This is a genomic window from Nonomuraea antimicrobica (genome assembly GCF_039536965.1).
Classification (GTDB): Bacteria; Actinomycetota; Actinomycetes; order Streptosporangiales; family Streptosporangiaceae; genus Nonomuraea; species Nonomuraea antimicrobica.
Genome location: NZ_BAAAZP010000081.1, coordinates 133373 through 154754 on the forward strand (window position 1 = coordinate 133373; position 21382 = coordinate 154754).

The window sequence follows — 21382 nt, forward strand, 5'->3', positions numbered from 1 at the left end:
ATGAACAACGGTTTTGAGACGCTGGCCATCCACGCAGGTCAGGAGCCCGATCCGCTGACAGGCGCGGTCGTGCCCCCGATCTACGCCACGTCCACCTACAAGCAGGACGGCGTGGGGGGCCTGCGTTCCGGATACGAGTACAGCCGATCGGCCAACCCCACCAGGACCGCGCTCGAGACCGCGCTGGCCGCGGTGGAGGGCGGGGCGAGAGGGCTGGCGTTCGCCTCGGGGCTGGCCGCCGAGGACACCCTGCTGAGGGCGGTGTGCAAGCCGCAGGATCACGTGATCATCCCGAACGACGCGTACGGCGGCACCTACCGGCTGTTCGCCAAGGTGCACAAGCGCTGGGACCTGCACTACGACCCGGTCTCGCTGCACGACCTCGACGCCGTGGCCGCGGCGATGACGCAGAAGACCAAGGTGGTCTGGGTCGAGACGCCCACCAACCCGCTCCTCGGCATCGCCGACATCGCCGGGCTGGCCCAACTGGCCCACGAGAACGGGGCGCTGCTGGTGGTGGACAACACGTTCGCCTCGCCGTACCTGCAGCAGCCGCTCGCCCTGGGGGCGGACGTGGTCGTGCACTCGACCACCAAATACGTGGGCGGGCATTCCGACGTGGTCGGCGGGGCGCTGGTGTCCGGCGACGCCGCGCTCGGCGAGGAACTCGCCTACCACCAGAACGCGATGGGGGCGGTGGCGGGGCCGTTCGACGCGTGGCTGACGCTGCGCGGGCTCAAGACCCTCGGCATCCGGATGGACCGCCACTGCGACAACGCCGAGCGCGTCGTCGACCTGCTGCTGGCCCACCCGCGCGTGACCTCGGTGCTCTACCCGGGCCTGGCCGAGCACCCCGGGCACGAGGTGGCGGCCAAGCAGATGCGCCGGTTCGGGGGCATGGTGTCGTTCCGGGTCGCCGGGGGCGAGAGCGAGGCCGTGGCGGTGTGCGACCGGGCGAAGCTGTTCACGCTGGGGGAGTCGCTCGGGGGCGTCGAGTCGCTCATCGAGCACCCGGGCAGGATGACGCACGCCTCGGTGGCGGGGTCGCCGCTGGAGGTGCCGGGGGACCTCGTGCGGCTCTCGGTCGGCATCGAGACCGTCGACGACCTGCTCGCCGACCTCACCCAGGCGCTCGGCTGAGTGTGCCCGGGTTCCGGCGGCCCGGCCGGGTGCGGGCGCCCGGCCGGTCGCCTAGCCGGGGACGACCATCAGGAAGAGGATCACCAGCCAGATCACCGACAGCAGCCCGCTGATGGCGGCGATCCGGCCGTGCTGCACCTTCGCATCGTCTTCGGCGCTCTCGCTGGAGAGCGCCTGTACGGCGGTGCGCAGGTCGCGGTCGATGATGACGAGCAGCACGGCGGCCACGATGAACAGCGTCATCGACGCCGTCATGTACCACTTGCCGAGCAGCCCGCCGCCCAGCACCACGCCGAGGATCACCCCGAACACGAACACGCCCAGGCTGCCGAGGCTGTAGATCCTCGTCAGGCGCTGGATGAACTGCAGCGTGGGCACGTTCTTGGTGCGGATGGCGCGCGGCGCGGCCATCGTCGCGGCGGTGACCGGGCCGATCGTGAAGATCGCGAATCCGATGTGCAGCCAGAGAAGCAGGGACGACATGCGGGAGAGACTAGTCCCCGGTGATCTCGCTGGGGGACTCGACACTCTCTTTGCTCTCCGTGGAGCAGCGCATGCACAGCTCGTTGGCCGCCACCGCGACGATCATCAGCACGACGAGGAGAATCGCGGCGATCATGGATACCCCTCCTTCCCCCGTGTGGGACGTAAATATCGTCCGTAATGACTAGACGGCTGTGCAACGGAATAAGTTCGGCACGGGTAAGGTTGCTAATCGCCGCTTTTTCCTTACCGTTTGGGCACAAGGGGGTGCCGTACGTGGCCATCAGGCACGTCGAGCCGTATACCGACGAGTGGCTGCAACAGCCGACCAGCTACGTGCAGCGGGTCGTCGGGCTGCTTGGAGCCGAGGTCACGGATTGGTGGGAGGGGCCGTGCGACCCCCGTGACGCCACACTCATGCTGCCGGACGGCACGGCGCTGGTGTGGGACGAGGAGAGCGGCTGGCGCCTGGGCCACTTCGTCTCGGGCGGTCAGGGCCGGCACACGGAGCTGTCGGGCGTCCGCTATTTGGGTCACGGCCTGTTGCCCAAGCCGGAACGCGTGCCGCCGGCGCTCCAGGACGCCCGCGCCGGAGTGGGCGCCAGCTCGGCCTGGCGGCCCTGTTACCGCTCGCACCGCAACTGCCGCGACGGCTTCGACGTCGCCCTCGACTTCTACTCCCGGCTCATCGACGCCTGAGCTGAACACCCCCGCTCATCGACGCCTGACCAGGGGCCCGCGAGCGGGCGGCCCCCGGCGGCTGGTGGAGAACCAGCAGGAGGTGCTCGTCCTCGCCGTGTCTCACCGTGCCCGAGCGTTCGAACCCGTGCCTCTCCAGCAGCCGCACCGACGCGGTGTTGGCGTGGTGGGGGTCGGCGTGGAGCGGGCGGGTCTGCTCCTTGTCGAGGAAGAGCCCCATCGCGCGGGTGCCGATGCCCCGGCCCCAGAACGCCCGGCCGAACACGTAGCCGATGAACCGCCGCTCCTCCTCCCACCAGGCGACCAGGTGGCCGGCGAGCACGTCGTCGACCAGGACGGCCTGGACGAACACGGTCGGGTCGTCGAGGATCTGGGTCTCCCAGTGGCGGATGAACCTCGCCCGCTCGCGGGGCGCGAACCTCGAGCGTCGCACGGTCTCCGGATCGTGCTCCTGCTCGAGGAACGCCTCCAGGTCGGCCTCCACCACGTCTCTGAGCCGTACGACGTCGTCCATGACCGGAGAGCCTGCCATCCGGCACCGACAATTCCGCCCGGCCGGGGTGGCAGGGCCCGCGTCCCGAGGTGCCCGCGCACGGATCAGTCGCCGCGGTTCACCGGACCAAACACGACGTTCTCCTCCTCCTCCAGGACCCGCCCGTCGGCCCCGTAGGCCGTCACCGTGGCCGAGGGCACGGACACGAGCAGGACCTCCCCGCTCGTCTTGTCCGGCTCCCGCCGCACCTTCGCGGCGATCCGCACGATGAAGAACCCACTGGCGATCCGCGCCGGCGTGCGCCGCCCGTCCGCCCAGTCGATCTCCACCCGTTCCACCGCGTCGCTGACCCGCCCGGCGACGACCTGGTAGATGTCCTCCTTCTGGGTCTGCCGCTCACCGACGGTGTACGGGTGCCTCACGGCGGTGTACGCGTCCACCTGGAGATCACCGGAGAACCCGTCCAGGTCACCCGGCGCCTTGAACCCCCAGTAGGTGAGGACCGGCCGATCCGCCATGTCCTTCTGGGCGGTCGGCGTGCACAGGACGAAACCGGCCTCGCTGCCCACCAGAGCAGTGCTCCCGCCCTCGTCCCGGTAGTCCACCAGGACCCGGAAGTCGTCGACCGACCCCTGCCCGGCGATCCGCAGGTCGCCGTCCATGCTGTGCGCGGGACCGCCCTGGGGCATGCACTCGCGCACCAGCCGCGACTGCTCGGGCGTGTTGTCCGGCAGGGTCGCCACCCGGGCCGCGCTGTCGGGGCCGAGGCCGTTCGAGGAGGGCACGACCAGCACCGCGACCGCCGTGGCGGCCACGGCCAGCACCGCGACCCCGGTCACGGACCTGGCCCGGCGCCGTCGCCGCGCGAGGGTCCGCGCGGCGAGCGCGAGCGGATCCACGGGGGTGGCGTCGTCGGCCAGGTGGCGAAGCTCTTCGGCGATCCGTCGTTCGTCGATGGTCACTGCAGGCCCTCCAGGATGACGCTCTCGCCGACCAGCTCGCGCAGCCGGGCGACGGCTTGATGGGTCTGGCTGCGTACGGTGCCCACCGAGCAGCCCATGATCTTGGCGACCTCGGACTCGGGGAGGTCCTCGTAGTAGCGCAGCACCAGCACCGCCCGCTTGCGCGCGGGCAGGACCCGTAACGCCTCGGCCAGCGTGACGCGGGTCTCGACCTCGGACGTACGGTCGGCCACGCCGTGATCGGGAGGCGTTTCGAGCACGCGTTCGCGGCCCCAGCGCGGGCTTCGCCACCGCCCGACCTGTTCGTGGTACATGACCCGCCGGACGTACGCCTCCGGGTCGTGCCTGATGCGCCGCCAGTGCCCCGCGGTCTTGGCCAGCGCCGTCTGCAGGAGGTCCTCGGCGGCGTGCTGGTCGTCGGTCAGGACGTAGGCGAGCCTGATCAAGCTGTCGGAGCGGGTGACGACGAACTCGGTGAAGTCGCGTTGCTGCTCAGGGTGCAAGGGGCTCTCCTCGTGTCTCGCACCCTAAGACGCAGCGGGCCCGCCGGATCTATGGCGTCAGCGGGCGCGGCGCAGGCGCAGGAAGTCGCTGACGACGTATTCGCCGAGGCGTTCCGCGCTGGGGGAGAAGACGCGCCCGCCGTTCCTGCGGGCCACCTCGTCCACGAACTCCTTCAGCCGGTCGTCGGCCGCCAGCATGAAGATGTTGATCGTGGCCCGCCGCCGGGTCATCTTGTCGACCTCGGCCAGCGTGAGCTCCAGCGTCTCGTGCGACGGCGGCCACTCGAACGCCGATCGTCCGTCGCGCATGAGGTGGGCCGTGGGCTCGCCGTCGGTGACCACCAGCACCACCGGCTCGAAATCGGGGTGGCGGTCGAGGTGGCGGCCGGCGATGAGGAGGGAGTGGTGCAGGTTGGTGCCCTGGACCATGTCCCAGTCGAGGCCGGCCAGCTCGTCGGGCTGCAGCACCCTGGCGTAGTTGGAGAAGCCGATGATCTGTACGGCGTCCTGCGGGAACTTCGAGGCCACCAGCGCCTGCAGGGCCAGCGCCGTCTGCTTGGCGGCGGCCCAGGTGCCGCGCAGCGCCATCGAGTACGACAGGTCCACCAGCAGGCAGACGGCGGCGGCGCTGCGGCGTTCGGTCTCGGCCACCTCGAAGTCGTCGACCGACAGCCGCACCCCGACCCGGTCACCCAGGGTGACGCCGCCGCTGCGGACGCCGTTGACCAGCGTGCGTACGACGTCGATCGGCTGCTCGTCGCCGAACCGCCAGGGCCGCGAGGAGCCCGTCAGCTCGCCGGCCGAGCCCGCGTCGCGCTGGTCGTGGTCGCCCCGGCGGCCCGCGTCGAGGGAGGAGAAGACCCGGCGCAGCGCGGTCTCGCCCAGGCGGCGGACGGCCTTGGGGGTCAGCTCCAGCTTGCCGCGGCGGCGCAGGAGGTAGCCCTGCTCCTCCAGCTCGCGTTCGATCCGCTTGAGCGCCTCCAGGTCGTCCACCGCGGAGCGGCCGAGCGCGCGGCGTACGGCGGCCTCGTCGACGTCGTCGAGGCGCGCGCCCGGGTAGTCCTGGCGCAGGGCGGTCTCCAACTGGGTGAGGTCGGCCAGCTCCTCCAGCGCCGTCACGGCGTCGCCCATGGCCAGGGGCTCTTCGCCGGTGAGGCGTTCGGGGGCGTTCCAGGCCAGGTCGGGGCGGCGGGCGTAGAGGGCCTCGCCGAGGCGGCGCATCTGGTCGGACAGGCCCGCCTGCTCCAGGGTCTGGTTGATGAGGTTGCCCAGCTCCTCGCGCTGGCGCGGGGTCATCGAGGCGAGCATGCGCTGTGTGGCGGCGGCGCGGCGGGCCAGGATGTCGACGAGCTCGTCCAGGTTGCGGGGCTTCTCAGGAAACAGGTCGCCATATTTCGACATGAAAGAGTCGAAGTCGGCTTGCGTGTGCTCGCCCCTGGAGTCCTTGTCGAGCATGTCGTTCAGGTCCGCCATCATCTGCCGGACCCGTTCCATCGCCTCGGGGTCGGGGTTGGCCAGCGCGTCGCGCAGCCCCCTGAACTGGCTGTCGAGCACCTCCCTGCGCAGCAGGTCGCGCAGCTCCTCGAAGGTCTGGCGGGCCGCCGCCGAGCGCCAGTCGTACGTGCTCAGCTCCTGGATGGCGCTGGCCGTGTCTTCCGGCAGCCCGTCGAGGCCCGCCTCCCGCAGCCGCGCGTCGTCGGACGGGTCGGGGAACAGCTCCGCCCGCTCCTGGCCGATCGCCTTGTCGAGCAGCGCCCTGGCCCGCTCCAGCGTGCCGTCGAGGCGCCCGCGCTCGCGCAGGTCACGGCGGCGCCTGCGGACCTCCCTGAGCATGTCGTCGAGCCCACGCCGCTCCTGCGTGCCGGGCAGGCCGCGCTTGAGCAGGTCGCGCAGGGCGTGGACGGGCGTCGAGCCCGACAGGATGGCGTCGCCCATCTCGTCGAGGGCCGCGCGTACGTCGTAGGGAGGGGCCAGGGGGTCGGGGCCGTCGTGGAATTCGCCATAGCGGAAGGCCATCACGAAACCACGCTAACCCGAGAAACGCCCCCATGTGTGACGGCGGGTTCGCGGGCGCCGGGCGCTCAGGCGTCGCCGTAGATCTCCCACACCCCGTCGAGGGAGTCCACGCCGGGCGTGTAGTCGACCTGCACCAGGACGGGGTGCCGGTTCGCCTTGAGCGCCTTGGTCAGGTAGTTCCACGTGCAGGGCTTCTTGCCCAGGCCGTTCTTGTCCGCGTTGACGGGCTTGCCCGTCAGCCAGCCGTCGCCGCAGCGCGCGGTGGTGCGGTAGAAGCCCGTCATGTACGTGTAGCCGAGCGTGAGCTTCTTTCCGCCGGTCGCGAACACCACGGTCGTGTCGTCGATCCGCGTGATCGTGCCACGTGCCGAGCGGGATTCAGGCCAGTCGGTGACGAGGATCTCGTTGACGCGCACGGCCTTGCCGCCCTGGTACTCGACGCGCACCGGCACGGGGCCGCGCCCCAGCCCGGTGGTCAGGTCGCCGGGCGCGCAGCGGGTGCGGCCCAGCCCTTGGCGGTCGACGGCGACCTGGCCCTCGGTCTCCTTCAGGTCACAGGCCACCGTGACGCGCCCGTACGCCGCCTTCGTGTAGTCGAGACGCAGCTCCTTGGCCCCTGAGGTGGTCGTGAGCCGGTGGAACACGTGGCCCTGGCGCGTGACGCGGGCGGCCGATCTCGGCACGATCCGCAGGTGTCCTTCGCCGTTGGCCCAGGCGAACCCGAGGACGGCGGTGGCGGCTTCGGCAGGGCCGGTGAACGGCCCCGCCAAGGGCACGGCGAGCGTGCTCAGTGCGAGAGCGGCGACGGTGGCACAGGCAGGCGTACGCATGGGCGGTCTCCCCCGACGGCGTGATCAGCTATTCACTATGACGCCGGAGACCGCCCAGATGTTCACGTCCGGTAAACGGCCACCCCGTCAATGTCTTCCTTGGACAGCCGCCGCATCAGGTAAAGCCCTTCCAGCGCGAACTCCAGGGCGGCGGCCGCGTGGCCGGGCGACTCCTCGCCCGCGCCCATGCCCAGCCGCGACATGACCTTGGCCAGGCCGGACACCGGGCCGATGCGGTGCAGCAGCTCACCGGCCGCCACCAGCTCGCCCGACTCCACCTGGTTGCCCTCGGCGAACTTGTCGGTGACCGGCGACAGGTCCATGCCGCCCAGCCGGCTCCTGAACGTCTCGGCCGTCGCCCGCCGCAGCAGGTGGGCCAGGATCTCGGTCTCCCGGCCCTCCTCGCTGACCTCGAACTCCACCTTGCCGCGCAGGCTGTGGACCACGCAGGCGAGGTCGACCACGCGGGTGACCGGCTGCTCCTCGCCCGTGATCGCCGCCCGGCGTACGGCCGAGGCGGCCGCGGTCTCGGCCGCGGCGATCGAGAAGCGGGCCGACACGCCGGAACGCGCGTCGACCGCGGTCGATTCGCGCACCAGCCGGGTGAAGCGGGCGATCACCTCGACCAGGTGCTCGGGGACGTCGGCCCCGATGTCCGGCACGGACTCCTGGCGGATGAGGGTCAGCTCGTCCTCGACGGTGAGCGGGTAGTGGGTGCGGATCTCGGCGCCGAAGCGGTCTTTCAGCGGCGTGATGATCCGGCCCCGGTTGGTGTAGTCCTCGGGGTTGGCGCTGGCGATGAGCAGGAGGTCGAGGGGCAGCCGCAGGTTGTAGCCGCGTACCTGGACGTCGCGCTCCTCCAGCACGTTGAGCAGCGACACCTGGATCCGCTCGGCCAGGTCGGGCAGCTCGTTGACGGAGAACACGCCCCGGTTGGTGCGCGGCACCAGGCCGTAGTGGACCGTCTCGGGGTCGCCGAGCCGCCGCCCTTCGGCGATCTTGATGGGGTCGACGTCGCCGATCAGGTCGCCCACGGAGGTGTCGGGCGTGGCGAGCTTCTCGCCGTAGCGCTCGTCGCGGTGCTTCCACGCCACCGGCAGCTCGTCGCCCAGCTCCCGTGCCAGGGTCTGGCAGCGCGTGCAGACCGGCGCGTACGGGTGGTCGTTGATCTCGCAGCCCTCGACCACCGGCGTCCACTCGTCGAGCAGCCCGGTGACGGTGCGGATGAGCCGGGTCTTGCCCTGGCCGCGCTCCCCGAGCAGGACCAGGTCGTGCCCGGCGAGCAGGGCCCGCTCCAGATGGGGCAGGACGGTTTCGTCGAAGCCCACGATGCCGGGGAAGCGGGGCTCGCCCGCCCGCAGCTTGGCCAGCAGATTTTGCCTGACCTCCGCTTTGACGGTGCGGTGGACGTGGCCGCTCTCTCGCAACTCGCGGAGAATACGTGGCTGATGCACGGGAACGAGACTACGTCCCCCGCGCGGAATGTGGCAGAGAGTTTCGCACCTGGCGGAGATTTCGGATCTTGACTATTGCGTGACGGTTCGTGCGCGTGCTTGTCCCTTTAGTGGGGAGAATCGGGCCTAGGGAACTTCGACATGTCGAGGGGGGCGAGATCCGTGGCCTTGATGACAAGCCGCTTCGCCGACGGCCTCGCCGTGAGTTCCGACCTGGTGGAGGCCGCGGAGAACGCCGTCGGCCAGGCACTGTCGAGGCTCAGCGGCCAAGCCGACCTGGTCTGCTTCTTCATCTGCGGCGACGATCCCGACGACGTCGCGCGGGCCGGAGAGGCCGCGATGAAGCTCGCCCCCGAGGCGCACGTGATCGGATGCAGCGCCACGGGGGTGATCGGTGACGGACAGGGCGTGGAGCTGGCGCCCGCCGTGAGCGCGTGGGCGGCGACCCTGGAGGGGGCGCGGCTGACCACGTTCGCCTTGGAGACGCTGACGGCCGAGGACAGGTTCGTGGTGGTCGGGCTGCCCGAGCGCGGCGGGGACGACCACGTGGCGATCCTGCTGGCCGATCCGTACAGCTTTCCGACCGACGCGTTCGTCGAGCGCTCGGTCGACGTGCTGGGCGACCTGCCGCTGATCGGCGGCCTGGCCAACGGGTTGCAGGGGCGGGGTTCCGTACGGCTCTTCGCCGACGGGGAGATCTACACCGAGGGCGCCATCGGCGTGCTGCTCAGCGGCCCGGTCAAGGTCAGCACCGTGGTCAGCCAGGGCTGCCGCCCGATCGGGCCGAGCATGGTCGTCACCGCGGCCGAGGACAACCTGCTGCTGGAGCTGGCCGGGCAGCCGGCGCTGGCCCGGCTGGAGGACATCGTCAGCGAACTCGACGAGGACGATCGCGAGCTGGTCGCCTCGGGCCTGCAGATCGGCCTGGCCATGGACGAGTACGCCGAGCGCCACGAACGCGGCGACTTCCTCATCAGGGGTGTCATCGGCATCGACCCCGAGCGCGAGGCCGTGGCCATCGGCGACATCGTCGAGATCGGCAGGACGGTCCGCTTCCAGGTACGCGACGCGGCCACCGCCGACGAGGACCTGTACGACCTGCTCGACGCCCACCGCGAGGAGATCGGCAAGGTGGACGGGGCGCTGCTGTTCTCCTGCAACGGGCGGGGCTCGGCCATGTTCGGCACCGCCGACCACGACCCGGTCGCGCTGCGCGACACGCTGGGGCCCATCGGCGTGGCGGGCTTCTTCGCCGCCGGCGAGGTCGGTCCCGTCGCGGGGCACAACCACGTGCACGGGTTCACGGCCTCCGTGCTGGTCTTCTCCGGCTCCTCGGGAGGGCCGTGAGCCCATGGCCCGGCGCACGCTGAAGAGGACGCCGGGCCGGGTGTCACGCGTCAGCCGGGGCGGCTGCTCAGGCTGGGCCCTTCGCCTCCGGTGCCGGAGTCGAGGCGGGGCCCGTCGTCCTGCCCCTCCGAGGTGCCGCCCTGGGACGGCGCAGGAACCGGCATCGAGGTGGGCTCGCACGGCGCGACCTGGCCTCGTACGATCTCCAGCGTGGTCGCGAACGGCGGCGCGGAGTCGCCGTCCGCGCTCTTCGAGACGGCCAGGACCAGCGTCGACCCCTCCGGCACCTGCCCTCTCTCGATCGCGAACGTGATCCCGTCGGCGTCGCGGCCGATTCTGGCCCCGAACCGCCCCTGGCCGCCCCCGTGCTCGCCGCGCGGCTGCGCGCAGGTCTGGCCCTCCGGCAGATAGTCGACCACCGCCCTGACCCCGGCCCTGCCCAACTCGGCCGCCAGCCCGTCGGGGTCGGTGAACGAGTGGATCCGTACGGTGACCACGCCGTCGGCGCCCCTGGTCACCGCGTACGCCGGGTCGCCCGTGAGCCCGGTCACCACCACCGCCACTGCGGTGGCGGCCGCCGCTACCCCCGCCACCGCCGCGGACAGCCCCACGAGGCGCCGCCGCGAGCCGCGCCGGACCGGTGTCACCGCCGTCATCCCGTCCTCCGCCGTCCTCGTCGTGATCTCTTCCTTGAGTGCGCGGAGAAGACGATCTTCGAAGTTGCTCATGCCTGTCCTTCCAGGTACACGGCCGAGGGCGAAGCGACGTTCTCGAGGGCACGCCTGGCCCTGTGCAATCTGACCCGCGCGGTCACCTGCCTGATCCCCAGGGCTCCGGCGGCCTCGGAGACGGTGAGCTGGTCGATCGCGACGAGCTCCAGCACCGCGCGCTCGCCCTCCGGCAGGCCCTCCATGGCCTCCAGAGCGCCGCGCATCTGGCGCTCGGCGTCGATTCGCTCCTCCATCCTGGCGAGGTCGTCGTCGTCCATCAGACGGCGTCCGGCGACCCGGCCGGTGGCCCGCGCCTCCCGCGCGGCCCTGCGGTGCTGGGCCGACACGACGTTGCGCGCGATGCCGTACAGCCAGGCGACCTCGCTGCCCCGTCCGGGGCGGTAGGTGTCAGCGGAGTCGAGCACCGCCAGGAAGACGTCCGCCGTCAGGTCCGCGGCGAGGTGCGGATCGCTCACCCGCCGCACCGTGAACCTCATGACGGCATCGACATGGCGGCGATAGAAGGCCTCAAAGGCCACAGGGTCTTCGTTGAGGCGCACCGGCCTCGCTCCCTTCGTCGTTCGCCCGTTACATCAGTTCTTGGACCGAACGACGACAAGCGTTTCCTGGCGTCAGGCGGGTCGCTTGGGCTGGAACAGCCAGGCGTCGAAGAGCGCGTTGAGGTCTTTGCCGGACATCCGCTCGGCGAGGTCGACGAACTGCTCGGTGGTGACGTAGCCGTAGCGGTGCTCGGCCGTCCACGTCTTGAGCAGGTCGAAGAACGTGGCGTCGCCGACGGCCTTGCGCAGCGCGTGCAGGGTCATGCCGCCGCGCGTGTAGACCGACTGGTTGAACAGGTCGTCGGGCTTGGCCCGCCCCGGGGGGTATTGCCAGATCGGGTCGGTCTCCGGGCGCTTGAGCAGGTCGTTGAACATGGCGTCGGCGCTCTTCCCGCCCTTGTGCTCGGCCCACAGCCACTCTGCGTACGTGGCGAAGCCCTCGTTGAGCCAGAGGTCCTTCCACCGCTTGATGGTCAGGCTGTTGCCGAACCACTGGTGCGCCAGCTCGTGCGCGATGATCGACTCGTCGGGGTTGAACCCCCCGTAGAGCGGCTTGGTCTGGTTTTCCAGCGCGTAGCCGGCGGGGTAGTCGTCGATGACGCCGCCGGTCGAGGAGAACGGGTAGGGGCCGAAGACCGTGGACCAGTAGTCGGTGATCTCGCCCGAGCTGGTGTAGAGGGCGTCGAGCGAGTCTTTGAACTTGGGGTCGGTGGCGGCGAGGTTGGGGATGCCGGCCGCCGTGCTGCCCTGGCGGAGCTGGAACGCGCCAAGCGTGACGGTGGCCAGGTAGGTCGCCATCGGGTGGCGCTCGCGCCACCGGTAGGTGGTCTTGCCCTCCGCGGTGGCGGGCTGCCCGGCCTGCTCGCCGTTGGCCAGGACCGTCACCCCGGCGGGCACGGTGATCGTGAAGTCGAACGTGGCCTTGTCGGCGGGGTGGTCGTTGCTGGGGAACCAGGTCTTGGAGCCGTTGGGCTCCGAGGCCACGAACGCGCCGTCGGAGGTCGGGATGAAGCCGTAGGTGCCCAGGTTGGCGTTGTGCTTGGCCGGCTGGGGCAGGCCGGAGTAGGTGACCTTGACGGTGAAGGAGGTGTCGTCGCCGATCGTACGGGCGGGCCGCACGGTCAGCTCGTCGCCCTGCCGGGCGAAGCGCGCGGGGGAGTCGTCGACGGTGACCTCGCGCACGTCGAGCCCGCTCAGGTCGAGGTTGAAGCTGGACAGCTCCTGGGTGGCGGCGGCGCGGATGGTGGCCACGCCGTCGAGTCGCCTGCTGCTGGGCGTGTAGTCGACCGCCAGGTCGTAGTGGGAGACGTCGTAGCCGCCGTTGCCGTCGCGGGGGAAGTCGGGGTCGCCGATGCCGGGCGCGCCCGCGTTGTGGTCGGCGAGCATGGAGCCGCCCACGGGGGGCGGCGCGTCGGCGGGTGAGCAGGCGAGCACGCTGACGAGCGCCGTCAGCAAGGCCACCCCGCGCCTGTCGAAACGCATTGCCGAAGATGCCCCCTTCGAATCGTGACCAGAATCTTACGCTGGGTCAGGCATTGACCACGACCGTCCTGGCGGCCTTGTCGTGCAGGGCCTGTTTACGGGGATCGAAGAGGATCCAGCCGAGGTCCAGCAGAGGGCCGACGCAGCAGAGCCATTCGAACAAGGTCGCCACGGCCTGCCTCACTGCCGCCTGCCCCACGCCTATCCTCGCGCCGTTCTCCTGTACGACACGCATGCCGAACAATTTTTTGCCCAAAGTCTGCCCGTTCCAGAAGGCGTGCAGCAGCCAGAAGTAGAGGAAGGCCACGAGGCTGGCCACGAAGGTGTGCTCTATCGGATAGCGGTCCCAGACGCCGCGACTCCCGTCCCAGGCGTAGTTCCAGCTCGTCCAGGTGAACGGGGCGGCGATGATGTTGACGATGAGCAGGTCGAGGACGCCGGCGAACAGTCGCCGCCAGCGTCCCGCCAACCCCGGTGGCGACAATCCCATGAATTGTGGATGACCACCACTAAGTCGGGACAAACTAAAGGTTGCCCCTGCGTTCCTGCTCGCGCTCGATCGCCTCGAACAGGGCCTTGAAGTTGCCCTTGCCGAAACCCAGCGAGCCGTGCCGCTCGATCAGCTCGAAGAAGACCGTGGGCCGGTCCTGCACGGGCTGGGTGAAGATCTGCAGCAGGTAGCCGTCCTCGTCGCGGTCCACGAGGATCTTGCGCCTCTTCAGCTCCTCGATCGGGACGCGCACCTGCCCGATGCGCTCGCGCAGCTCGGGGTCGTCGTAGTACGAGTCGGGCGTGTCCAGGAAGCGCACTCCCGCGGCCCGCATGTGGTCCACCGTGGTGAGGATGTCGTTGGTGGCCAGCGCGATGTGCTGCACGCCAGGCCCGCCGTAGAACTCGAGGTACTCGTCGATCTGCGACTTCTTGCGGCTGACGGCCGGCTCGTTGAGCGGGAACTTGACCTTGCGGCTGCCGTCGGCCACGACCTTCGACATGAGCGCCGAGTACTCGGTGGCGATGTCGTCGCCGATGAACTCGGCCATGTTGGTGAAGCCCATGACGTTGCGGTAGAACTCCACCCACTCGTCCATCTTGCCCAGCTCGACGTTGCCGACGCAGTGGTCGACCGCCTGGAACAGCCGGCCGTTCTTGGTGGCGGGCGGCGCGACCAGCGGCTCGGCGGGGACGTAGCCGGGCAGGTGGGGGCCGCCGTAGTTGGACCTGTCGACCAGGGTGTGCCGGGTCTCGCCGTACGTGGCGATGGCCGCGAGCACCACCTTGCCGTGCTCGTCCTCCACCGTGTGCGGCTCCTCCAGCCCCTTGGCCCCGTGCGCGACCGCGTAGGCGTAGCCCGCCTCCACGTCGGGCACCTGGATGGCCAGATCGACGACCCCGTCGCCGTGCTCGGCCACGTGCCGCGCCAGGTCCGTGCCTGGCCGGACCGGGGCACGGAACTCGAACGTGGCGCTGCCCGAGGTCAGCACGTACGCGGCGACGTCCGGGCTGCCGTTCTCCGGGCCGCGGTAGGCCACCAGCCGCATGCCGAACGCGGTCGAGTAGTAGTGGGCCGCCTGCTTGGCGTTGCCCACGGCGAACACCACGGCGTCCATGCCGTTGACTGGAAAGACATCTCTCATGCCCCCAACCTTCAAGTCGCCTGGACGAGTTGCGCAACAGTTACTTGTATGAGTGCACAACCTGCCTAGCGATTCAGCGCAGGCTCCGGTAAATCTGTACAGCATGACAATCGACAATCTCGACGCCCGGCTGATCGCCCTGCTGCACGCCGAGCCCCGGCTGGGTGTGCTGGAGTGCTCGCGGCGGCTCGGCGTGGCCCGTGGCACGGTCCAGGCCAGACTCGACCGCCTCACCGACAGGGGAGTGATCACGGGCTTCGGCCCCGACGTGTCTCCCGCGGCGCTCGGCTACGACGTCACGGCGTTCGTGAGCATGGAGATCAGGCAGGTCGCGGGGCACGACCCGGTGGCCGACCGGCTCGCCAGGATCCCCGAGGTGCTGGAGGTGCACACGATCACCGGCGACAGCGATCTGCTGTGCCGCGTGGTGGCCCGTACGAATGCCGATTTGCAGCGCGTCATCGACAGAATTGTCGAGGTTCAGGGCGTACTCCGGACTAATTCGATCATCGCCCTTGACACTCCGGTTCCCTACCGAGTGTTGCCGTTGGTCGCCGATGTTCCGCGCCGTCCGGGCCGCTAGCCCGTACTATCGCTAGGGGACGATGCACCGTTGTCGATCGTTTACCCTTGGCATTCGCCCAGCTTGCGGGGGTTGGGCGACGCTTGACGAGGGGGGAGCCGAGGGTGCGGAGCGGTGGTGGCGAAGGAATGCGGAAGCGACGGATTCTCCGAGTTGTATTGATTTCTGTCGGCACCGGAATCCTGGTATTTGCCGGGCTTTTCGCCGTTGCCTGGGCGTTGACTCCCATTCCCGATTCGACGCAGAAGCAGGCCACGGCGCAGGGCTCGGTGATCTATTACCGCGACGGGAAGAGCGTGCTCGCCCGGCAGGGGATCGACCGCAAGAACGTCGATCTCGCCCAGGTGCCCAAGCACGTGCGCGACGCGGTCATCGCCGCCGAGAACCGCTCGTTCTACGAGGACGGCGGCGTCTCGCTCAAGGGCACCGCACGGGCCGTGTGGTCCACGCTCACCGGGCAGCAGCTCCAGGGCGGCTCCACCATCACCCAGCAGCTCGTGCGCAACTACTACAGCGGGCTCAGCCAGGAACGTTCCGTGGCCCGCAAGTTCAAAGAGATCCTCATCGCGATGAAGGTCGACCAGTCCAAGTCGAAGGACTGGGTGCTGGAGCAGTACCTCAACACGATCTACTTCGGCCGGGGCGCCAACGGCGTGCAGTCGGCCGCCCGCGCCTACTTCGGCAAGGACGTCCAGGAGCTGAGCGTGGCCGAGGGCGCGTACCTGGCGTCGGTGATCCAGCAGCCCAGCCGCTTCGCCGACCCCAAGGGCTCCGACCTGGCGGCGGTGCAGCAGCGCTGGCAGTCGGTGATCAACGCCATGGTCCAGACCAAGGCGCTGACCCGCCAGCAGGCGTCCGCCGAGAAGTTCCCCGAGCTGCGGGCGCCGAAGAAGCCGTTCGAGCTCAAGGGGCAGGCCCAGTACATGCTGGAGCAGGTCACCGCCGAGCTCAACCGGCGCGGCTACACCGACGAGGACATCAACGGCGGCGGCCTCAAGGTCGTCACGACGTTCGACAAGAAGCTCATGCAGGCGGCCCAGCGGGCGGTCGACGAGGTGCTGCCCGACTCCACGCCGGAGAAGGTGCGCACCGGCCTGGCCGCCGTCGACCCCGCCACCGGCGAGGTCGTGGCCTTCTACGGGGGACGACCCTCGCAGTCGAAGTACTACGACAGCGCGTTCTCGGCCAAGGTGATGGCCGGGTCCACGTTCAAGCCGTACACGCTGGCCGCCGCACTGAACAACGGCTTCGACCTGTCCACCAGGGTCGACGGCAACTCGCCGCTGCACGTGGCCTCGGCCCCGCAGTCGATCCCCAACGACGGCGACCGCTCCTACGGGCAGATCAACCTGGTCAGCGCCACCCAGAACTCCGTCAACACCGCGTTCGTCGACCTCGGGCAGAAGGTCGGCCTGGACAAGGTCGCCGAGACCGCGGAGGCCGCCGGGATCCCTGCGGCCCAGCTCGACCAGCACAAGAGCGCCGCAGCCTTCCCGCTCGGCGTGGCCTCCGTGAGCGCCGTCCAGAACGCCTCCGGCTTCTCCACCTTCGCCAACAAGGGCGTGCACATGGAGGCCCACGTGGTGATCTCCGTGACCGACGCCGAGGGGAGCAAGCAGGTCGTCCGGCCGGTCGCGACCAAGGCGATCAGCGAGCAGGCCGCGGCCGACACCACGTACGCGATGGAGCAGGTCGTCAAGTACGGCACCGGCACCGCCGCGCGGCTCTACGACCGCCCGGTGGCCGGCAAGACGGGCACCACCGACGAGTCGAAGTCGGTCTGGTTCAACGGCTTCACCCCGCAGCTCGCGGTGGCGGTGGACATGTTCCGCGACGACAACGACACGGTCACGATCCCCGGGTACGGCACGCAGTTCGGCGGCCAGCTCCCGGCGCAGATCTGGCGGGAGTTCATGGCCGAGGCGATGGCGGGCAAGCCGGTCGAGGAGTTCCCCGAGCCCTCGGAGTACGGCTGGTCGTCCGACTACTCCGTGCCCGATCGCGCCACCGACGCGCCCAGGGGGGACTACCCGACGTCTCCGGCGAACCCGGAGTGGGGCTCGCCCGAGCCCGACTCCAGCTCGCCGCCCTTCGCCACCGAGCCGCCGGCGACCGAGACGTCGCCGAACGACGGTCAGTCGGACGAGCAGACCGGCCAGAGCGACCCGCCGACCACGTTGGTGCCCGACCAGCCGTCCGGCCAGCAGGACAACGGCCAGAGCAACGGCCGTCAGAGCAACGGCCGCCAGGACGACAGCCGCAGCGGCCAGCCCACCGGCTGACCCACGCCCGTCGCCCCCGACCGGCTCCCGACCGACCCCTGTCAGCACCGCACGGGCCGCCCGCGAGCCACGGGCCGCCTGCCGTCGGCGTCGCGAGCCGTCAGGTCAGGTCGTCAGCTCCGCGCGCAGGTCCTCAACCGTCGTCACGGGCAACCGGCAGGTGAAACCCCTGCACACGTAGGCCGCGGGGACACCGCCGACCAGGCCGCGCCCCTCCAGCAGCGCGGGGAAGGCGGCCGCGCGCGGGACCAGCGGGTCGCCGGCGCCCATGTCGGCGCCGTCGTCCCGGCCGAGCGCCACCACCAGCCCGGGAGCGTCCGCGAGCAGCGCCTCTCTGTGCAGCGCCGCCGTACGCGGATCGTCGGTCGGGCCCACCACGGCCACCTCCACGGGCCCCGACAGCGCCGCCCGCGCCACGGACAGCCCCCAGCCCGCGAACCGGGCGTGCGCCCCGGCCAGCACCGACACGGTGCCGAGCGCGGCGTGGGCGGCCTCACGGTGGCGCGTGGAGCCGGTCAGCGCGGCGAAGGAGAGCAGGGCTCCCGCGGCGGCGTACTGGCCGGAGGGGGTGGCGTTGTCGGTGGGGTCTTGCGGGCGCTGGAAGAGCCGTTCGGCGTCGTCGGCGGTGTCGTAGAAGCCGCCCGCCCCGTCGGGGAACCGCTGGAGCACGGTGTCCAGCAGCGACTCCGCCAGCCGTAGCCACCTGGCCTCGCCGGTCACGCCGTACAGCGTGATCAGGCCCTCGGACAGGTCGGCGTAGTCTTCCAGCACCCCGGCGTTCGTGCCCGCCCGGCCGTCTTTGGAGGTGCGCAGCAGCCTGCCGCCCTGGACGTGGGTGCCCGCCAGCAGCTCCGCCGCCGCCGTGGCCGCCACGACCAGGTCGGGCCGTTCGAAGACGACCCCGGTCTCGGCCAGCGCCGCGATGGCCAGGCCGGTCCAGGAGGCCACGACCTTGTCGTCGCGTCCCGGGCGCACCCGGTGCTCCCTGGCGGCCAGCAGCCGCGCGCGCACGTCCGCGTAGCGCGCCGGGTCGTCGGGGTCGCGCAGGAGTTGCAGGACCGACGCGCCGTGCTCGAACGTGCCCGCCTCCGTCACCTCGAACAGCTCGGCGGCCCACCGGCCGTCGTCCTCGCCGAGCACCTCGACCAGCTCGACGGGCGTCCAGACGTAGAATTTGCCCTCCACGCCCTCGCTGTCGGCGTCGAGCGCCGAGGCGAAGCCGCCCTCGGGCGTACGCAGCTCGCGCAGCAGCCAGTCGGCCGTCTCCAGCGCCACCCGACGGGCGAGAGCGCCGCCGCCCGCCTTCCACCAGTGCGTGTAGACGCGCAGTAGCAGGGCGTTGTCGTAGAGCATCTTCTCGAAGTGGGGCACGACCCACCCGGCGTCCACGCTGTAGCGGGCGAAGCCGCCGCCGAGCTGGTCGTACATGCCGCCCCTGGCCATCGCCGCCAGCGTCTTCCCGCTCATCTCGCGCTCGCCGGAGCGCAGCAGGAACTCCAGCACCATCGACGGCGGGAACTTGGGCGCCCCGCCGAACCCGCCGTTAACGGCGTCGTACGAGTCGCGCAGATTGTCGATGGCCTGCCGCAGCGTCTCCTCGCCCGGCAGCGGCCCGCTGGGCAGCGTGGTGTTCGCGTTGAGCGCGCGCACCACCGACGCACCCTGTGTGAGCACGGACTGCCTGTCGCCCGTCCACACGTTGTGCACCTCGGTGAGCAGCCGCCGGAAGTGGGCGCGCGGGAAGTAGGTGCCGCAGTAGAACGGGTGCCCCTCGGGGGTCGCGAACACCGTCATCGGCCAGCCGCCCTGACGGGTCATGGCCTGTGTGGCGCCCATGTAGACGGCGTCGACGTCGGGCCGCTCCTCGCGGTCGACCTTGATGTTGACGAAGTGCTCGTTCATGAGGCGCGCGGTCTCGGCGTCCTCGAAGCTCTCATGGGCCATGACGTGGCACCAGTGGATGTCAAGAAGCGGGTAACCAATGGCAGGATGAGTACCCCACACTGATCAGTAGGGGCACGTCCCGCCGTCTCGCTTCTTGCATCGCCTCCTCTCCCCATGGCCACCAGTCGACCGGGTTGGTGGCGTGCTGGAGGAGGTAGGGAGAAGTCTCACTACCGAGCCTGTTCATGAGATCAGACTCTCACACGGATCAGAACATGACGACGCGCGTGAGAACGACTTGCTGGTTCTTCCTGTCGATCCGATATTCGGCGATGCCGAGCCCTCTGGGGATGAGGATCTCTCGCCAGTCCGGATCGGCACCGACTTGATCGCTACCAGCGAGCCAAGGGTCCTCGCAGATGGCGACCGTGAGCGCGACGACCGTCGAGAAGATCTCCGGAGACACGGACGGGTCGGCGAGCGTGTCGGCCACGACCTCCGAGGGCACGACAGGCCATAGGTCGTCGTCGCTCACCGCGCGCCGTGCTGCTGCCGTCGGCGTAGGACGTCGTCCATCGAGGTGGTCGGCAAGGTGCCGGCTTCGGCCCCTGACCGGATCCGGTCGCGGTCGGGATCGGTGTCGAGCATCGCGCGGCCCCACCAGGCACTGAGCACGCCATCCAACTCGGGACCTTGCTGGGCTTCCAGGAGTTCGGCGAAGAACTGCGCACGGCGGCTGCCCCGCAGCGCGCTGGAGATGCCGCCGATGGTTCTCGGCACTCTCGGATGCTCCACTGCGCCACTGTGAACCGGCTGAGCGCTCATGACACCACCTTTCACGTCCTTCAGCCTACGACGAGATCTCAATTACTCGCAGGAAGTACGTGGCACCAGTGGATGTCAAGAAGCGGGTAACCAATGGCAGGATGAGTACCTTTACTGATCAGTAGGGGCACGTCCCGCACGACGCGGGTGAGGCCGACGTGCCGTCACTTTCCGGCGATCCGGCACCCGGCGGCGCCGAGCCCTCCCGGCGGTCGTGATCGGGGCTGATGAGCGGTGTTCTGAGCATGTTAGGGCCCCCGTGGCTGACTGAGGAGCCTGTCACGGCGTAGGTTACGGGGCGTGGATATGGACTTCGTCTGCGCCCACGCCGGTCGTCCGGCGTCCGCCATCACGCGCAGGGACCTGGCCCGCGCCCTGCTGTCCGTGCCGTCGGGCGTGGCCCTCGTGGCGCTGCCCGACCTGCGGCGGGCCATGATGTCGGCGGGTAAGCCCCTCACCCCGGCGTTCTGGGACTCCGCCAAGGCGACGCTCGGCTCGATCGAGGCGGGTGTCGCCACGGTGGGTGACGTGCAACGGTGGTTGGAGTCCACCGGCACCGAGCCGATCCTCATGACGCCGAGCTACTTCGTCTGGCCGGAGGAGGACGAACGCGGGCCCGTGGCGACCGAGATGTTCGCGCGGCTCGTGGCGTACCTGGAGGAACGGGTCGTGTCGGGGGAGACCGACCCCGACGCGCTGGCCACGGGTGACCCGGAGGCGCGCGCGGCCTACGAGGAGCTCCAGGAGCGGTGGCTGAGCACGCCGCTGCCCGACGGGCGGGTGCCGGGCAACGCGGTCAGCGACGAGCAGGACGAGGAGCTGTTCGCGGCCTGGGACGAGGAGGAGGAGTTCGCGCTGTCGGAGCTGCAGCGCATCATGGGGGAGCTGCCCAAGCAGCCGGACCTGCCCGCCGAGGAGCTTCAGGCCGCCGGGGCCCGCCTGCGCGCGCTGCTGATCCTGCCCGGCTACCCGGCCAACGTGCTGCGGGCCTGCGCCGGGTTCGACGACCGGCCGGTGCCCGACGGTGACGCGGAGCTGTGGTTGTCGGTGGCGGCGGGTGTGGCGGGGCCCGTCTCCGACCTGTCGGACGGGGAGGACGTGCTGGAGGAGTTCGCCGACCTCGACGGGGAGCTGAGCGAGGAGGACACCACGCTGGCCAACCTCTGCGCGATCCAGCACGCCGACTGGCTGGCGGGGGTGGCGGCGCTGGTCAGGCTCGGCCCCGGGGTGCTGGCCTCGCCCGAGCGGATGGCGCGGCTCATCGCAGAGTCGGAGGACATCGACGTCGACGAGCAGGAGATCGACGACCTCGACGCCACGGAAGGGTTGTTCGCGTCGGTGGTGGACCTGTGGACCCACCTCGGCATCGTCGACCGGGACGAGGTGCTCACCCCGCTGGGCTGGTGGGGGCTGCCCAAGGCCCTCGAACGCGCCTGGTCGCCCGCCGAATGACCGCCCGCGGAGCGTGACCCGCCGTCCACGACTCGGGACGGCG

Annotated in this window: 21 protein-coding genes and 1 pseudogene; 6 read left to right on the top strand and 16 right to left on the bottom strand. The window is 70.3% G+C overall.

What is annotated here, in order from left to right:
* Positions 1 to 1140, top strand: coding sequence for a cystathionine gamma-synthase (locus tag ABD844_RS21735; RefSeq protein WP_344880671.1), 1140 nt, complete (start codon positions 1 to 3; stop codon positions 1138 to 1140).
* Between the two features lie 51 nt (positions 1141 to 1191).
* On the opposite strand, the gene ABD844_RS21740 is transcribed toward ABD844_RS21735, so the two are convergent.
* Both ABD844_RS21740 and ABD844_RS21745 read right to left on the bottom strand, forming a co-directional pair.
* Positions 1192 to 1623, bottom strand: coding sequence for a DUF2269 family protein (locus tag ABD844_RS21740; protein ID WP_344880675.1), 432 nt, complete (start codon positions 1621 to 1623; stop codon positions 1192 to 1194).
* Positions 1624 to 1633: 10 nt separating this feature from the next.
* The gene (locus ABD844_RS21745; protein WP_344880678.1) at positions 1634 to 1759 is read right to left on the bottom strand and encodes a hypothetical protein; all 126 of its coding nucleotides are present in this window, start codon (positions 1757 to 1759) and stop codon (positions 1634 to 1636) included.
* A 140-nt stretch (positions 1760 to 1899) separates the two neighbouring features.
* Here ABD844_RS21745 and ABD844_RS21750 point away from each other — a divergent pair, with 140 nt between their 5' ends.
* The gene (locus tag ABD844_RS21750) at positions 1900 to 2322 is read left to right on the top strand and encodes a DUF6292 family protein (RefSeq protein WP_344880681.1); all 423 of its coding nucleotides are present in this window, start codon (positions 1900 to 1902) and stop codon (positions 2320 to 2322) included.
* Here the strand turns inward: ABD844_RS21750 and ABD844_RS21755 are convergent.
* From ABD844_RS21755 to ABD844_RS21780, 6 genes are all read right to left on the bottom strand, one after another.
* On the bottom strand, positions 2309 to 2836 hold the full coding sequence (locus ABD844_RS21755; RefSeq protein ID WP_344880684.1) for a GNAT family N-acetyltransferase: 528 nt from the start codon (positions 2834 to 2836) through the stop codon (positions 2309 to 2311). The two genes, ABD844_RS21750 and ABD844_RS21755, sit on opposite strands and share 14 nt — an antisense overlap.
* 83 nt (positions 2837 to 2919) lie before the next feature.
* Entirely contained in the window at positions 2920 to 3777 is an 858-nt protein-coding gene (locus tag ABD844_RS21760) for a hypothetical protein (protein WP_344880686.1), read from the bottom strand.
* Complete coding sequence (locus ABD844_RS21765; RefSeq protein WP_344880689.1) at positions 3774 to 4280, bottom strand: SigE family RNA polymerase sigma factor; 507 nt, start codon at positions 4278 to 4280, stop codon at positions 3774 to 3776. The genes ABD844_RS21760 and ABD844_RS21765 overlap by 4 nt, the downstream gene beginning before the upstream one ends.
* Positions 4281 to 4337: 57 nt before the next feature.
* Positions 4338 to 6296 (bottom strand): vWA domain-containing protein, encoded by a 1959-nt coding sequence (locus ABD844_RS21770; RefSeq protein ID WP_344880692.1) that lies wholly within the window; start codon positions 6294 to 6296, stop codon positions 4338 to 4340.
* A 65-nt stretch (positions 6297 to 6361) separates the two neighbouring features.
* Entirely contained in the window at positions 6362 to 7126 is a 765-nt protein-coding gene (locus tag ABD844_RS21775; protein ID WP_344880695.1) for a hypothetical protein, read from the bottom strand.
* A 62-nt stretch (positions 7127 to 7188) separates the two neighbouring features.
* Complete coding sequence (locus tag ABD844_RS21780; RefSeq protein ID WP_344880698.1) at positions 7189 to 8580, bottom strand: sigma 54-interacting transcriptional regulator; 1392 nt, start codon at positions 8578 to 8580, stop codon at positions 7189 to 7191.
* 171 nt (positions 8581 to 8751) lie between these two features.
* On the opposite strand from ABD844_RS21780, the gene ABD844_RS21785 reads away from it, so the two are divergent.
* Complete coding sequence (locus ABD844_RS21785; RefSeq protein WP_344880769.1) at positions 8752 to 9927, top strand: FIST signal transduction protein; 1176 nt, start codon at positions 8752 to 8754, stop codon at positions 9925 to 9927.
* 50 nt (positions 9928 to 9977) lie between these two features.
* Here the strand turns inward: ABD844_RS21785 and ABD844_RS21790 are convergent, their stop codons facing one another.
* The 5 genes from ABD844_RS21790 to hppD form a co-directional block, all read right to left on the bottom strand.
* Positions 9978 to 10655, bottom strand: coding sequence for a hypothetical protein (locus ABD844_RS21790; RefSeq protein WP_344880702.1), 678 nt, complete (start codon positions 10653 to 10655; stop codon positions 9978 to 9980).
* Positions 10652 to 11197 carry an RNA polymerase sigma factor gene (locus ABD844_RS21795; RefSeq protein WP_344880705.1) on the bottom strand — a complete coding sequence of 182 codons (546 nt, stop codon included), beginning with the start codon at positions 11195 to 11197 and terminating at the stop codon, positions 10652 to 10654. Before ABD844_RS21795 ends, ABD844_RS21790 begins: the two co-directional genes overlap by 4 nt.
* A 72-nt stretch (positions 11198 to 11269) precedes the next feature.
* Positions 11270 to 12679, bottom strand: coding sequence for a M1 family metallopeptidase (locus tag ABD844_RS21800; RefSeq protein WP_344880708.1), 1410 nt, complete (start codon positions 12677 to 12679; stop codon positions 11270 to 11272).
* Positions 12680 to 12725: 46 nt separating this feature from the next.
* Positions 12726 to 13169: an RDD family protein gene (locus ABD844_RS21805; protein WP_344880711.1), complete on the bottom strand. Its 444-nt coding sequence runs from the start codon at positions 13167 to 13169 to the stop codon at positions 12726 to 12728.
* Positions 13170 to 13203: 34 nt separating this feature from the next.
* On the bottom strand, positions 13204 to 14313 hold the full coding sequence (hppD, locus tag ABD844_RS21810) for a 4-hydroxyphenylpyruvate dioxygenase (RefSeq protein WP_344880714.1): 1110 nt from the start codon (positions 14311 to 14313) through the stop codon (positions 13204 to 13206).
* 103 nt (positions 14314 to 14416) lie between these two features.
* Here hppD and ABD844_RS21815 point away from each other — a divergent pair, with 103 nt between their 5' ends.
* Both ABD844_RS21815 and ABD844_RS21820 read left to right on the top strand, forming a co-directional pair.
* Positions 14417 to 14896, top strand: a complete 480-nt coding sequence (locus tag ABD844_RS21815) for an Lrp/AsnC family transcriptional regulator (protein WP_344880717.1) — start codon at positions 14417 to 14419, stop codon at positions 14894 to 14896.
* A 218-nt stretch (positions 14897 to 15114) separates the two neighbouring features.
* A complete protein-coding gene (locus ABD844_RS21820) occupies positions 15115 to 17178 on the top strand; it encodes a transglycosylase domain-containing protein (RefSeq protein ID WP_344880721.1) in 2064 nt (687 codons plus the stop codon).
* Between the two features lie 105 nt (positions 17179 to 17283).
* Here the strand turns inward: ABD844_RS21820 and ABD844_RS21825 are convergent.
* From ABD844_RS21825 to ABD844_RS21835, 3 genes and pseudogenes are all read right to left on the bottom strand, one after another.
* Positions 17284 to 19309 (bottom strand): annotated as a pseudogene (locus tag ABD844_RS21825) (thioredoxin domain-containing protein).
* A 21-nt stretch (positions 19310 to 19330) separates the two neighbouring features.
* Positions 19331 to 19597 carry a hypothetical protein gene (locus ABD844_RS21830; RefSeq protein ID WP_344880724.1) on the bottom strand — a complete coding sequence of 89 codons (267 nt, stop codon included), beginning with the start codon at positions 19595 to 19597 and terminating at the stop codon, positions 19331 to 19333.
* Entirely contained in the window at positions 19594 to 19842 is a 249-nt protein-coding gene (locus tag ABD844_RS21835) for a hypothetical protein (RefSeq protein WP_344880727.1), read from the bottom strand. Before ABD844_RS21835 ends, ABD844_RS21830 begins: the two co-directional genes overlap by 4 nt.
* Positions 19843 to 20193: 351 nt before the next feature.
* Here ABD844_RS21835 and ABD844_RS21840 point away from each other — a divergent pair, with 351 nt between their 5' ends.
* A complete protein-coding gene (locus ABD844_RS21840) occupies positions 20194 to 21339 on the top strand; it encodes a hypothetical protein (protein ID WP_344880772.1) in 1146 nt (381 codons plus the stop codon).
* Positions 21340 to 21382: the final 43 nt, after the last annotated feature.

What these genes read in the sequence shown, in the direction of transcription:
- ABD844_RS21735 (WP_344880671.1), top strand. Translation starts at nt 1, where the DNA reads ATGAACAACGGTTTTGAGACGCTGGCCATCCACGCAGGTCAGGAGCCC.
- ABD844_RS21740 (WP_344880675.1), bottom strand. Translation starts at nt 1,623, where the DNA reads ATGTCGTCCCTGCTTCTCTGGCTGCACATCGGATTCGCGATCTTCACG.
- ABD844_RS21745 (WP_344880678.1), bottom strand. Translation starts at nt 1,759, where the DNA reads ATGATCGCCGCGATTCTCCTCGTCGTGCTGATGATCGTCGCGGTGGCG.
- ABD844_RS21755 (WP_344880684.1), bottom strand. Translation starts at nt 2,836, where the DNA reads ATGGACGACGTCGTACGGCTCAGAGACGTGGTGGAGGCCGACCTGGAG.
- ABD844_RS21770 (WP_344880692.1), bottom strand. Translation starts at nt 6,296, where the DNA reads ATGGCCTTCCGCTATGGCGAATTCCACGACGGCCCCGACCCCCTGGCC.
- ABD844_RS21775 (WP_344880695.1), bottom strand. Translation starts at nt 7,126, where the DNA reads ATGCGTACGCCTGCCTGTGCCACCGTCGCCGCTCTCGCACTGAGCACG.
- ABD844_RS21785 (WP_344880769.1), top strand. Translation starts at nt 8,752, where the DNA reads ATGACAAGCCGCTTCGCCGACGGCCTCGCCGTGAGTTCCGACCTGGTG.
- ABD844_RS21790 (WP_344880702.1), bottom strand. Translation starts at nt 10,655, where the DNA reads ATGAGCAACTTCGAAGATCGTCTTCTCCGCGCACTCAAGGAAGAGATC.
- ABD844_RS21800 (WP_344880708.1), bottom strand. Translation starts at nt 12,679, where the DNA reads ATGCGTTTCGACAGGCGCGGGGTGGCCTTGCTGACGGCGCTCGTCAGC.
- ABD844_RS21805 (WP_344880711.1), bottom strand. Translation starts at nt 13,169, where the DNA reads ATGGGATTGTCGCCACCGGGGTTGGCGGGACGCTGGCGGCGACTGTTC.
- hppD (WP_344880714.1), bottom strand. Translation starts at nt 14,313, where the DNA reads ATGAGAGATGTCTTTCCAGTCAACGGCATGGACGCCGTGGTGTTCGCC.
- ABD844_RS21815 (WP_344880717.1), top strand. Translation starts at nt 14,417, where the DNA reads ATGACAATCGACAATCTCGACGCCCGGCTGATCGCCCTGCTGCACGCC.
- ABD844_RS21840 (WP_344880772.1), top strand. Translation starts at nt 20,194, where the DNA reads ATGGACTTCGTCTGCGCCCACGCCGGTCGTCCGGCGTCCGCCATCACG.